Raw genomic sequence first — 12,285 nt, forward strand, 5'->3', positions numbered from 1 at the left:
AAGTGTAAAGCTTAATAACCTTAATTTGTTAATGGTTTGTAATTTAAATTATAACGTTAAAATCTAAAATGATATGCTTTTTTCAAAAATAGAAGGCTCAGGGAAACCACTTTTAATTCTTCACGGATTTCTGGGAATGTCAGATAATTGGAAAACACTCGGAACGCAATTTGCGACTGATTTTCAAGTTCATATTCTCGATTTGCGCAACCACGGACGAAGTTTACATTCAGAAGAATTTAGTTATGAAATCATGGCGCAGGATGTTTACGAGTACTGCCAGGCTCATAATTTAGAAAACATCAACATCATTGGTCATTCGATGGGTGGAAAAGTGGCCATGCTTTTGGCAACGACACATGCGGAATTAGTGGATAAATTAATTGTGGCTGATATTGGACCAAAATTTTATCCGCAACACCATCAGGATATTTTGGCGGGATTGAACGCCGTCGATTTTTCAAAAAAGCCAAGCCGAGGTGATGTAGAAGCAATAATGGAAAAGTACGTTCCTGATTTTGGAACCCGACAATTCCTGCTGAAAAATTTATTTTGGCAAGAGCCCGGACAACTCGCCTTCCGATTTAATTTGGCAGTTTTTAACAGCAAAATGGATGAAATAGGAATTCCGTTACCCGAGAATGCAATTTTTGAAAAACCAACTTTATTTATTCGCGGCGGAAATTCCAGATATATTTTAGACAGTGATTTCGAAAACATAAAGCAGCATTTTCCGGATTCAAGCATTGAAACAATCCCGAATGCAGGACATTGGCTTCATGCCGAAAACCCAGCCGATTTCTATCAAAAAGTTATTTCCTTTTTAAAATAAATTAATCAGATTTAAATTTTTACTACATTTATTAAATATTAAAATATAAAATTATGAATTTACTGATCAAAATTCTTATTACTTCGGGCTTGGTCTTGCTTATTGCGAACTTTATGCCGGGAGTTCATGTGGCTGGATTTACTACAGCATTAATTGTAGCCATTGTTCTAGGGTTACTTAATATATTTATCAAGCCAATATTGGTGATACTAACTTTGCCGGTTACCATCATTACTTTAGGATTATTTTTATTAGTTATTAATGCGCTAATGATTTTGTTGTGTACAAAAATTGTGGGCGGATTTAGCGTTGACACGTTTTGGACGGCCTTATTCTTTAGTATTATATTATCAGTTTTGCAGTCTATAATGAATGGAATATTAGGAGAAGGAAAATAAAACGTTGTTTTTAACACGTATTTATGATTGAATTTCGGTTTTACTTGTGTTCAATTTATACCTTTGTACTTTATTTAAATAATATTATGTCTAAAAAGTTTTACATATTGTTATTGGTTATGCTTGGTTTCTTTATGATACCAAGCGTAGCTTTTGCATGTGGAACAAAAGCAGACAAGTCGTGTTGCAAAAAAGAATCTTCTTCAAAAAAGGAGCAGAAAGACTGTTGCAAGAAAGAAAAAAAATCGAATGAAAGTTCGCACGACGGCTGTAATGGTGCTTGTAAGAATGTTTCTTGCAGTAGTTCAGCCTTTCAATTGGGTTTAACTTCGGTGTTTTATACCGAATTAAATAAGCAAGTTTTTAGTTTTTCTACTGAAAAACAAAATTATTATTACTCGGAAATGTTTATTTCTTCCCATTTTCGTTCTATTTGGCTTCCACCTAAAATAAGCTAAATTCCTTCTGTGACAGCCTGAAAACTGTCTTTTTCAAAGCAAATTATGCTTTAACAATCATTAAATTTTAGTCGGATACGATTTGAAATGTAGCTAAATGTGCTATTTTTTTCAATATTTTTTGCGACTAATTCACCTCAAAAATATTCATACAATGAACTCAATAAAAAAAATATTGATGGCAATAATACTATTGCTTTCAGTTACAAGTGCAAACGCGCAAATTAAAAACAGCAAAACAGAAACTGTTAAAATATATGGAAACTGTGACATGTGTAAAAGCAAGATAGAAACTTCTGGAACCCTGAAAAAAACAGCGAAAGTCGAGTGGAATAAAGATTCCAAAATGGCAACACTTACCTATGATTCTACTAAAACGAGCCAAGACGAAATTTTGAAACGTATCGCTTTAGCCGGTTACGACAGCGATAAATTTCTTGCTCCGGATGCTACTTATGACGCATTACATGGATGTTGTCAATATGAAAGAGAAGCTAAACTTGCCGTTTCTACAGAGATGAAATCAGAAACTGCAACTACAGAAAATCATGTAAACCACGCCAATCATTCTGATACTTCAGCTGCAAAACAGCAAGTGGATACTAAACTAAAAGTTGTTTTTGATACCTATTTTCTTTTAAAAGATGCTTTGGTAAAAACAGACGGAAAAGCTGCTGCTACTGTAGCTAAAGAAGTTCTTACAGCATTAAATGCAGTAAAAATGGAAGAACTTGCTATGGATGTTCACATGATTTGGATGAAAGAAATGAAGAGTTTAATGGCTGGTGCCAAGAATATTTCGGAGACTCAAGACATCAAACGTCAAAGAGAAATTTTCATTCCACTTTCAAAATCGATGTATGAATTGATAAAAGTGGCTAAATATGAAACTCCGGTTTATCTTCAGTTTTGCCCAATGGCAAATGACGGTAAAGGTGCAAACTGGTTAAGCAAAGAAAATGAGGTTAAAAATCCTTATTATGGTTCCCAAATGATGACTTGCGGAAAAACGGTCGAGACGATTCAATAAGCATTTAAAAGGAATATAAAATGAAAAAAATAGTGCTGCTATTCAGTTTAATAATCAGTATTTCAACTGCGACTGCGCAAATGAAAATTGGAGACAGTTTGCCTGATTTTGAACTTAAAAATAATAAAGAGTCAACAATAAATTTGGCTTCGCTAAAAGGGAAAACCGTCTTAATTGATTTTTGGGCTTCTTGGTGCGCGCCATGTAGAATAGCCAATAAAAAGTTGGTGCCTTTTTACAATCAGCATAAAAATGACAACTTCGAAATTGTCGGGATATCTCTGGATACTGATAAAACGAAATGGATGAATGCCATTCAAAAAGATAAATTAGCGTACGAGCAATTAATCGATGCTAAAGGTTTTGATGCTAAAGCAGCGCTACTTTTTGGCGTAGAGCAGTTGCCAAGCGCTTATCTTTTTGATGTATCAGGAAAACTGGTAGCTATCAATCCTACTGAGGAAGAAATAATCATACTAATAAAAAAATAAAGTAGAATGAAAAGTATAAATTTAAAATTCATAGGTATCGCTTGTTTGGTTTTAATGACAAGTGTACAATCCTATTCTCAAATCTCAAAAGCTGAGATAATGGCGACAGGTTTAACGTGTTCGATGTGTTCCAATGCGATAAACAAACAATTGAAAGCAACCGTTGGTGTGGACAGCGTGAGTACTGACTTGAATACAAATACCTTCACCGTATATTTTAAAAAAGAAAGTAAAGTAATGCCAAGAGTACTAAAAGAAGGTGTTGAAAAAGCGGGTTTCTTTATCGGTTCACTAGTAATTACTGTACCTACAGAGAACTTAAAAATCGAAGTAAATAAAACCATTTCATTTCATGGTTCCACTTTCGTTTTATTGAATGAAGAACTTAAAAATAGTAATGGGGAAACAAAATTGAAAATTTATGACAAAGGATATGTCACTCAAAAAGAGCATAAAAAGTTGCTTAAAACGTTTTCAAAAACAGCGACATATTCTTTAGACAATGATGACGATTACCATATTAAAGCTGTACTATAATGAGAAATTTTTTAATTCTATTTACGCTTTTTGTTATTCAAGGAATATCGGCTCAGGAGCTTTTTGTGGTTACTGATCCGGCAAGTAATGTTCCTGCGGGTTCACTGGGAATTCGTTTGGGACAATCCATTTTTAAGGAGCAAATGCAATCACGATTTAATTACCATGTCATGCCCGAAGTTACTTTGGGAATCAATAAAAATTTGATGGTGAGAACATCCATGTTTGTCAGCAATAGAAGTAATCAATTGGTAACTGAAGGCGCCAGTTTTTATACAAAATATCGTTTCCTTTCCACGGATGACTTGCACAGTCATTTTAGGATGGCAGCATTTGGAAGATACAGTTTCAATAATGCCGATATTCATCAGGAACAGTTAGAAATTATGGGACAAAATACTGGTTTTGAAACTGGAATTGTTGCGACGCAGCTTATAAAAAAGGTAGCCATTAGTGCTTCTGTCAGTTTTGAAAAAGCATTCGATAATAAGCCGGATTACAAATTTCCCGCAGCGCAAAGTGATAACGCCACTAATTATACATTGTCGTTTGGAAGACTGATGTATCCAAAAAAATACACTAATTTTAAGCAAACAAATATCAATACAATGGTTGAGTTTGTTGGACAAACATTAAACGAAAATGGAAAATCGTATTTGGATATTGTTCCTTCCATTCAATTTATAATTAATAGTCAGGCACGAATTGATGTTGCATACAGGCACGAATTATACAGTTCTATGTTACGGTCTGCACCAAATGGATTTTATCTAAATTTAGAATACAACTTTTTTAATATCATAAAATAAATTTTAAGGCTTGAATTTAGGCAGTGAATAGCTGATTTAAATAGAAGTCAATATATAATCATAAAAAAAATACCATGAAAAAAATACTGTTTTTGTCTCTGATTGCGACTTTTATGACGGTTTCTTGTAACCAAAAAAATAAAGATGAAAAGACTTTAAATTCTGAGAAAACAGAAAAAACAGCTGAACTATACTCTTGTCCGATGCATCCTGAAGTTACTGGTGTTGCCGGAAGCGAATGCCCAGAATGCGGAATGGAGCTAACTGAAAAAGTTATTCCAACAACCTCAGCTGAAAAAGAAGAAACTCCTGTTACTATCTCTGATGAAGCGGAAGAGCCAAGCAACATAATTAAAATAACGAATGCTGACAAAGCAACTTTTCCAACTGATGCGATTGTTTCCAAGTATCTCAAAATTAAAAATGCACTGACCAAAGACGATTCAAAAGGTGCAGCTGCTGCAGCAAAAGAATTAATTGCAAGTTTGAATAGCACCAGTTCAACCTCTTTGGATACCAAATTAAAAAACACTTACAATGGTTTTGTGGCTGATGCCAAAGCGCATGTCAAACACATTGGCGATAATACAGGCAAAATGGACCACCAAAGAGAATATTTTTCGTTATTGAGCAAAGATATTTATGGTTTAATAAAGGCTTTTGGAACAAAAAAGACTGTATATCAGGATTATTGTCCAATGTATGGCGACGGAAAAACCGGGTATTGGATCAGTGAGACAAAAGAAGTTATCAATCCTTATTATGGTTCTGAGATGCTAAATTGTGGAAGAAGAATTGCAGTTGTAAAATAATGATGAAGCTTAGCATAAAAAATATGGTATGCAACCGATGCATTACGGCAGTGGAATTAGAGTTGGAAAAACTTGAACTTCATGCCGTTTCAATAACGCTGGGAGAAGTCGAATTAGAAACAGAATGTTCAGAAATCCAAAAAAATGATTTGCTCAAACGCTTACGTTCTTTGGGTTTTGATTTAATCGATGATAAAAAAAACATAACAATCGAAAGAATAAAAACAGTGCTAATTGATTTGGTTTACAACAAAAATAATGTGTTAAACAGCAATTTATCGGATTATTTAGCAAACGATTTGGCACAAGATTATAGTGCTTTGAGTAATTTATTTTCTGAGATAGAAGGGATTACAATTGAGCGGTATTTTATTGCTCAAAAAATAGAAAGAGTCAAGGAATTATTGACGTATGATGAGTTGACTTTAAGCGAAATCGCTATTCAGCTTCAGTATAGCAATGTGGCACATTTGAGCAATCAGTTCAAAAAAACAACTGGATTTACGCCTACTTATTTTAAGCAATTGAAAGTAAAAACGAGAAAGCAAATCGATGATTTGTAATGACGTAAACCTTTTCCAGAATTGTGTAATAAGGGAATGACGGTATAGTCGGAAATTCGTGGTATCAAAATTCAAACATTATGAAACATACCTATTCAATCACCGGAATGTCCTGCGACGGTTGTCGTTCTAAAGTGGGAAAAACATTGAATGCTGTCGATGGGATTCAAGCTGTAGTTACTTTAGTTCCGCCATTAGCGACAATAACAATGGATAAACACATTCCCACAGTTCAATTACAAGAGGCTTTAACTGGCGCAGGAAACTATACAATTACCATAAATAATACGACTGATTCTCACGGAATGGCTGAGAAACCAATAGAGAAATCATGTTGCAGTTCGAATAAACCACAAGAGAAATCAACAGTAACTTTGCCTCCTAATGCAAAAGGGAAATACTATTGTCCGATGCATTGCGAAGGAGAAAAAGTGTACGATAAACCAGGAGATTGTCCCGTTTGCGGAATGGATCTGGTTAAAGAAGCAGCGATAGTAAGCAGTAAAATAATGTATACCTGTCCTATGCATCCCGAAGTTATTCAGGAAGGTCCCGGTTCTTGTCCCATTTGTGGAATGGATTTAGTGCCAATGGAACCAACCGATAGCGAAGAAAATAAGGTTTATGATGACTTGGTGCGTAAAATGAAAATTGCTGTAGTTTTTACAGTTCCTATTTTCATTATTGCCATGTCGGATATGATTCCCAACAATCCATTAATGAAAATTATGGATGCGGAAAAGTGGAATTGGGTGCAACTAATTTTGTCGCTTCCAGTTGTTTTTTATGCGTGTTGGATGTTTTTTGAGCGTGCTTGGAAATCCATTATCACTTGGAATCTCAATATGTTTACGCTTATCGGAATTGGTTCTGGAGTAGCTTTCTTATTTAGTTTAGTTGGATTATTTTTTCCAGCTATTTTTCCAAATGAATTTAAAACGCATAACGGAACGGTTTCCCTCTATTTTGAAGCTACCACTGTAATATTAACTTTGGTCTTATTAGGACAATTGCTAGAAGCCAGAGCGCATAGTCGAACGAGTGGTGCGATAAAAGAATTATTGAAATTAGCACCAACCGAAGCCATTTTGGTAATCGATGGAGCAGATAAAGTAATCTCCATTCATGATATCAAAAAAGGAGATTTATTGCGTGTAAAACCAGGAGATAAAATTCCTGTTGATGGAAAAATTACAGATGGAGAAAGTACTATTGATGAATCGATGATTTCAGGAGAACCTATCCCCGTTGATAAAAAAACAGATGATTCCGTTATAGCGGGAACAATAAACGGAAATAAATCCTTTGTGATGATTGCGGAGAAAGTAGGTTCGGAAACTTTGCTTTCACAAATTGTGCAAATGGTAAATGACGCCAGTCGTTCTAGAGCACCAATCCAAAAATTAGCGGATAGAATTGCTAAATATTTTGTACCGATAGTGGTAATTGTTTCTGTAGTTACCTTTTTTGTTTGGTCACAATTTGGTCCTGAACCCGCAATGGTTTATGGATTTATCAATGCTATTGCGGTATTGATAATTGCCTGTCCTTGCGCTTTGGGATTAGCCACGCCCATGTCAGTAATGGTTGGTGTTGGGAAAGGAGCGCAATCGGGAGTTTTGATAAAAAATGCGGAAGCATTGGAAAATATGAATAAAGTAAATGTTCTGATAACGGATAAAACAGGAACAATCACCGAAGGGAAACCTTCTGTTGAAAAAGTATTTTCATTGAATAATGACGACGATTCATTGTTGCAAAGCATCGCATCTTTAAATCAGTACAGCGAACATCCTTTGGCGCAAGCCGTAGTCAATTTTGCGAAAGCGAAAGGAATTTCATTAATAGAAGTAAAGGATTTTGAAGCGATTTCCGGGAAAGGAGTTGTTGGAACGGTAACCAATAAAAAAGTGGCGCTGGGGAATAAAAAATTAATGGAGCAAGTGAAAGCCACTGTTTCGGAGGAATTAGAAAATCAAATTACAGCTGAACAAAAACTAGGAAAAACGGTTTCTTATATTTCAGTGGACGGAATTGCTGTAGGATTTGTGTCAATCACTGATGCGATAAAAGCAACAAGTGTCGAAGCAATCAAAGAATTAATTCGTCAAGGCGTTGAGGTCATCATGCTAACAGGCGATAATGAAAATACGGCAAAGGCAGTCGCTCAGGAATTACATTTAAGTTCTTATAAAGCGGGTTGTTTGCCCGAAGACAAGCTCAAGGAAATTAAACGATTGCAATCCGAAGGGAAAATTGTAGCGATGGCAGGCGATGGAATAAACGATGCTCCAGCTTTGGCTCAAGCCGACATAGGAATTGCCATGGGAACCGGTACTGATGTGGCTATTGAAAGTGCCAAAATAACTTTGGTAAAGGGTGACTTGCAAGGAATAGTAAAAGCCAAAAACTTAAGTCATGCGGTGATGCGAAATATCAAACAAAATTTATTCTTTGCCTTTTTCTATAATGTGTTGGGAATTCCAATTGCTGCGGGAGTTTTGTATCCGTTTTTTGGAGTTTTGCTTTCGCCAATGATAGCGGCTTTGGCCATGAGTTTTAGTTCGGTTTCTGTAATTGCCAATGCGTTGCGATTGCGAAATTTAAAATTGTAAAATAGTAGTAATGAAAGGTTAATGTTAGATTATGAAATAGTTTTTGTTTGAATAAGTTTGATTTTATGTTGAGAAAATAAATTCACTTTAAGTATAACAATTAAAATTTACAGTCATGAAAACACTAAAAAAAATTACGCTTGCACTGGCTTTAAGTACTTTGATTTATTCTTGTCAATCCAGTAAACAGGTTCTTTCACAGTCCGATAAAAGAACTGAAATCATGAACACAATCGCTGACAGTAAAAGCATGTCAAAAGAGATGATGGATGTTATGATGAAAAGTGAAAACGGTAAAATGATGATGGAGGAAATGATGAAAGAACATCATGATAAAATGATGGGAATGATGAAGAATAATCCGGAAATGAGGAAAAGTATGATGTCAGAAATGATGAAAGATAATCCGGAAATGATGAAAGAACACCATGCTAAAATGATGGCAATGATGAAAGATAACCCAGAAATGATGCATAATATGATGTCAGATATGATGAAAATGATGAAGGATAATCCTGAAATGATGAAAAGCATGATGTCAAAAATGATGGAATCATCAAAAGGCGATGACGCCATGATGTCGGGAATGTGTAAAGAGATGATGGGAAGTGAGAAAATGATGGAAATGATGGAGAAAATGAAAAAGGAAAAAATGGACAAGAGTAAAATGAAAGCAACGGATAAAAAGACGGAAAAGAAAGAAGATCATAAAGCCCATCATTAATAATCATGCAGTCCTTTTGCCTTGTTAGATTTAGAAAAAAATAATTAATTCAAAATTTAGAATATTAAAAATGAGAATAATAGTAATAGTGTTCCTTCTGTTTATTTGCCCTTTTGTGCAAGCAGAAAATAAGAATGACAGAAGTATTTCAAAAAAAACAGTTATTCAACAGGTAAAGCCTACAACATATACATGCCCAATGCATCCTGAAATTCATGCCACTAAACCGGGAAAATGTCCCAAATGTGGCATGGATTTGATTAAGGAAAAAGCAAAACCGGTAAAAAAATCTGTTCCAAAACAGCAATCATCAAAAGCAGTTGTAAAAAAAGCAGTGCCTGTAAAAGCTAAGATTATTGAGACTAAAGCAGCAAGTGATAATTTGCATCAAAATCATACAACTGCTCCTGCGGATGACACTAAACTCAAAGAGGAACCGGTAAAAAGAATTATTAAAAATGCGCCGCCAAGGACCGTTCGATATGATTTGTATGTTCGGGATACAATTGTCACTTTTGGCGATAAGCCAAAAAGAGCGATTGCTGTAAACGGACAAATTCCGATGCCAACACTCACCTTTACCGAAGGCGATATTGCCGAGATTTATGTGCATAATGAATTAAATGAAGATACTTCGCTGCATTGGCACGGATTATTTTTACCCAATAAAGAAGATGGTGTGCCTAATTTGACACAAATGCCAATCAAGCCGAAAACGACGCATAAATATACGTTCCCGATTATTCAACACGGAACGCATTGGTACCACAGTCATACGGGTTTGCAGGAGCAAATTGGGATGTACGGTTCCTTTGTCATGAATAAAAGAAACGAAGACCCCACTTTTAGAGCAGGAATTGATGATTTGCCAACCGTTCCAATTATTCTGAGTGAATGGACCGATTTGAAACCGGAAAATGTACATCGGATGCTGCACAATGCCACGGACTGGTTTGCGATTCAAAAAGGAACCACGCAAAGCTATTCTGAGGCTATAAAAGCAGGACATTTCAAGACAAAAGTCGCGAACGAATGGAAACGTATGAACGCCATGGACGTAAGTGATGTGTATTACAATAAATTTCTGATCAACGGAAAAAATGAAAGTCAACTTTCGCAATTCAAAACAGGCGATAAAGTACGATTGAGGATTTCCAATGGCGGTGCTTCTACTTATTTTTGGTTGAACTACGCTGGAGGAAAAATCACCGTTGTAGCCAGTGATGGAAATGATGTAGAACCTGTTGAAGTCGACCGATTAATAGTCGCTGTTTCTGAAACTTATGATGTTGTTGTAACGATTCCTGCAGAAAAAACAGCGTTTGAATTCTTGGTCACTTCTGAGGATCGCACAAAATCTGCTTCGTTGTATTTAGGCGACGGCATAAAGCAATTGATTTCCCCTTTGTCTAAATTGAAGTATTTTGAAGGGATGAAAATGATGAACAGCATGATGAAAATGAATGGTGATTTAGACGATATGGGCATGCAAATGTCACTCAACCAAATGGACATGAATGTGGTGATGTATCCTGAAATTACAGGAAACAATCAAAAGCAGAAAGTCGAAAGTCAAAAGGAAGCGGAACATGCCAATCACAATCAGTACGACTCCAATGCACTTTCAGAAATCACGACCCTGAATTATGCAATGCTGAAATCACCAACTAATACAACTTTGCCAAAGGACGCACCAGTAAAAGAATTGCGTTTTGAATTGTCAGGAAACATGAATCGCTATGTTTGGAGTCTAGACAATAAAGTAGTTTCGGAGACGGATAAAATTCTAATTAAAAAAGGAGAAAATGTTCGAATAGTACTCTTCAACGGTTCCATGATGCGCCACCCGATGCATTTACACGGACACGATTTTAGAGTGCTGAACGGAAAAGAAGAATATGCGCCGCTGAAAAATATCATTGACATTATGCCGATGGAAACCGACACGATTGAGTTTAATGCTAATGTTAAAGGCGATTGGTTTTTTCATTGTCACATTCTTTATCACATGATGGCGGGAATGGGTCGCGTTTTTAGTTATGAAAATCAAGAGCCAAATCCTTTGATTCCAAATCCAAAATTAGCACAACGCAAATTATTTGCTGATGACAGAGCCTTTCATGTGATGGCCGAAAATGATTTTGCCACCAATGGGAATGATGGAATGTTGATGATTCAAAACACACGTTGGAGTATTGGTACCGAATGGCGTTTGGGCTACACCAAACATCACGGGTATGAAACCGAAACGCACATTGGACGATACATCGGGAAAATGCAGTGGCTAATGCCGTTCATTGGTTTTGACTGGAGGTACCGAAAAATGGAAATGGGAGAAATGGAAGAGAATCTTTTTGGTCAAACCAATACCAAAGACAATCGTGCTGTTTTTAGTGCCGGAGTCGAATATACATTACCGATGCTCATTAAAGCACAAGCCGAAGTCTATACCGACGGGAATTTCAGATTGCAATTTGAACGCATGGATATTCCGGTTTCCAAAAGATTGCGCATGAATTTAATGTGGAATACAGATAACGAATACATGGCGGGTTTGCGGTATATCGTCAAAAGAAATTTTGGAATTACTACACATTACGACAGTGATATGGGAATGGGTTTTGGATTGAGTTTGAATTATTAGAAATAAACATGGAAGCGTATCTTATTTATTAAAAATATGTGAATTATGTAATTATTATCAAAAATTATATTGAATTTCTGCAAATTTATAAGATTATTTTTGTTTCTTCGGAGCAAATTAATTACGTAACTTACTTAAAATTATTTATATGAATAACCCTTCAGCACCAAAGAAAATTACCTGGATTATAGGATTGGCTTGTGGTATACTTGGAATCATCGGACATTTTGCACAAGTGCAGGTTTTAACGGAACATAGTTTCACACTATTACTTATTGGTTTCGTTGTTTTGGCATTAGGAACAACTGTAAAAGGAGTTTAAATAATTAGGGGTTATCCCTTAAAATTGCGTTTGCAAAACCGATTTCATAG

The 12,285-nt window shown here is 35.7% G+C and carries 13 protein-coding genes; all 13 read left to right on the forward strand.

The genetic code is table 11. The features are described 5' to 3' along the window. The first annotated feature begins 73 nt into the window (after nucleotides 1-73). The 13 genes from BC952_RS04260 to BC952_RS14805 all read left to right on the forward strand — a co-directional run bounded on the left by BC952_RS04260 (nucleotide 74) and on the right by BC952_RS14805 (nucleotide 12,235). On the forward strand, nucleotides 74-832 hold the full coding sequence (locus BC952_RS04260) for an alpha/beta fold hydrolase (protein ID WP_121364380.1): 759 nt from the start codon (nucleotides 74-76) through the stop codon (nucleotides 830-832). A gap of 53 nt (nucleotides 833-885) precedes the next feature. Then, nucleotides 886-1,230, forward strand: a complete 345-nt coding sequence (locus BC952_RS04265) for a phage holin family protein (protein WP_091165627.1) — start codon at nucleotides 886-888, stop codon at nucleotides 1,228-1,230. A gap of 86 nt (nucleotides 1,231-1,316) precedes the next feature. After that, a complete protein-coding gene (locus tag BC952_RS04270) occupies nucleotides 1,317-1,688 on the forward strand; it encodes a hypothetical protein (protein ID WP_121364381.1) in 372 nt (123 codons plus the stop codon). Between the two features lie 154 nt (nucleotides 1,689-1,842). Further along, nucleotides 1,843-2,718, forward strand: a complete 876-nt coding sequence (locus tag BC952_RS04275) for a DUF3347 domain-containing protein (RefSeq protein WP_121364382.1) — start codon at nucleotides 1,843-1,845, stop codon at nucleotides 2,716-2,718. Nucleotides 2,719-2,738: 20 nt separating this feature from the next. Further along, entirely contained in the window at nucleotides 2,739-3,209 is a 471-nt protein-coding gene (locus tag BC952_RS04280) for a TlpA family protein disulfide reductase (RefSeq protein ID WP_121364383.1), read from the forward strand. 6 nt (nucleotides 3,210-3,215) lie between these two features. After that, nucleotides 3,216-3,746, forward strand: a complete 531-nt coding sequence (locus BC952_RS04285; RefSeq protein ID WP_121364384.1) for a heavy-metal-associated domain-containing protein — start codon at nucleotides 3,216-3,218, stop codon at nucleotides 3,744-3,746. Beyond that, the gene (locus BC952_RS04290) at nucleotides 3,746-4,555 is read left to right on the forward strand and encodes a hypothetical protein (protein ID WP_121364385.1); all 810 of its coding nucleotides are present in this window, start codon (nucleotides 3,746-3,748) and stop codon (nucleotides 4,553-4,555) included. Before BC952_RS04285 ends, BC952_RS04290 begins: the two co-directional genes overlap by 1 nt. Before the next feature lie 74 nt (nucleotides 4,556-4,629). After that, complete coding sequence (locus BC952_RS04295; protein ID WP_121364386.1) at nucleotides 4,630-5,367, forward strand: DUF3347 domain-containing protein; 738 nt, start codon at nucleotides 4,630-4,632, stop codon at nucleotides 5,365-5,367. Beyond that, nucleotides 5,367-5,930 carry a helix-turn-helix domain-containing protein gene (locus tag BC952_RS04300; protein WP_121364387.1) on the forward strand — a complete coding sequence of 188 codons (564 nt, stop codon included), beginning with the start codon at nucleotides 5,367-5,369 and terminating at the stop codon, nucleotides 5,928-5,930. The genes BC952_RS04295 and BC952_RS04300 overlap by 1 nt, the downstream gene beginning before the upstream one ends. Before the next feature lie 80 nt (nucleotides 5,931-6,010). Continuing rightward, nucleotides 6,011-8,545, forward strand: a complete 2,535-nt coding sequence (locus tag BC952_RS04305; protein WP_121364388.1) for a heavy metal translocating P-type ATPase — start codon at nucleotides 6,011-6,013, stop codon at nucleotides 8,543-8,545. Between the two features lie 115 nt (nucleotides 8,546-8,660). Beyond that, nucleotides 8,661-9,269: a membrane or secreted protein gene (locus tag BC952_RS04310; RefSeq protein ID WP_121364389.1), complete on the forward strand. Its 609-nt coding sequence runs from the start codon at nucleotides 8,661-8,663 to the stop codon at nucleotides 9,267-9,269. Between the two features lie 70 nt (nucleotides 9,270-9,339). Beyond that, entirely contained in the window at nucleotides 9,340-11,913 is a 2,574-nt protein-coding gene (locus BC952_RS04315; protein WP_121364390.1) for a multicopper oxidase domain-containing protein, read from the forward strand. A gap of 148 nt (nucleotides 11,914-12,061) precedes the next feature. Then, the gene (locus BC952_RS14805) at nucleotides 12,062-12,235 is read left to right on the forward strand and encodes a hypothetical protein (protein WP_167445680.1); all 174 of its coding nucleotides are present in this window, start codon (nucleotides 12,062-12,064) and stop codon (nucleotides 12,233-12,235) included. Nucleotides 12,236-12,285 lie beyond the last annotated feature (50 nt).

Source organism: Flavobacterium limicola, assembly GCF_003634755.1.
Taxonomy (GTDB): Bacteria; Bacteroidota; Bacteroidia; order Flavobacteriales; family Flavobacteriaceae; genus Flavobacterium; species Flavobacterium limicola.

What these genes read in the sequence shown, in the direction of transcription:
- BC952_RS04310 (WP_121364389.1), top strand. Translation starts at nt 8,661, where the DNA reads ATGAAAACACTAAAAAAAATTACGCTTGCACTGGCTTTAAGTACTTTG.
- BC952_RS04285 (WP_121364384.1), top strand. Translation starts at nt 3,216, where the DNA reads ATGAAAAGTATAAATTTAAAATTCATAGGTATCGCTTGTTTGGTTTTA.
- BC952_RS04275 (WP_121364382.1), top strand. Translation starts at nt 1,843, where the DNA reads ATGAACTCAATAAAAAAAATATTGATGGCAATAATACTATTGCTTTCA.
- BC952_RS04260 (WP_121364380.1), top strand. Translation starts at nt 74, where the DNA reads ATGCTTTTTTCAAAAATAGAAGGCTCAGGGAAACCACTTTTAATTCTT.
- BC952_RS14805 (WP_167445680.1), top strand. Translation starts at nt 12,062, where the DNA reads ATGAATAACCCTTCAGCACCAAAGAAAATTACCTGGATTATAGGATTG.
- BC952_RS04305 (WP_121364388.1), top strand. Translation starts at nt 6,011, where the DNA reads ATGAAACATACCTATTCAATCACCGGAATGTCCTGCGACGGTTGTCGT.
- BC952_RS04280 (WP_121364383.1), top strand. Translation starts at nt 2,739, where the DNA reads ATGAAAAAAATAGTGCTGCTATTCAGTTTAATAATCAGTATTTCAACT.
- BC952_RS04295 (WP_121364386.1), top strand. Translation starts at nt 4,630, where the DNA reads ATGAAAAAAATACTGTTTTTGTCTCTGATTGCGACTTTTATGACGGTT.
- BC952_RS04300 (WP_121364387.1), top strand. Translation starts at nt 5,367, where the DNA reads ATGATGAAGCTTAGCATAAAAAATATGGTATGCAACCGATGCATTACG.
- BC952_RS04265 (WP_091165627.1), top strand. Translation starts at nt 886, where the DNA reads ATGAATTTACTGATCAAAATTCTTATTACTTCGGGCTTGGTCTTGCTT.
- BC952_RS04290 (WP_121364385.1), top strand. Translation starts at nt 3,746, where the DNA reads ATGAGAAATTTTTTAATTCTATTTACGCTTTTTGTTATTCAAGGAATA.
- BC952_RS04270 (WP_121364381.1), top strand. Translation starts at nt 1,317, where the DNA reads ATGTCTAAAAAGTTTTACATATTGTTATTGGTTATGCTTGGTTTCTTT.
- BC952_RS04315 (WP_121364390.1), top strand. Translation starts at nt 9,340, where the DNA reads ATGAGAATAATAGTAATAGTGTTCCTTCTGTTTATTTGCCCTTTTGTG.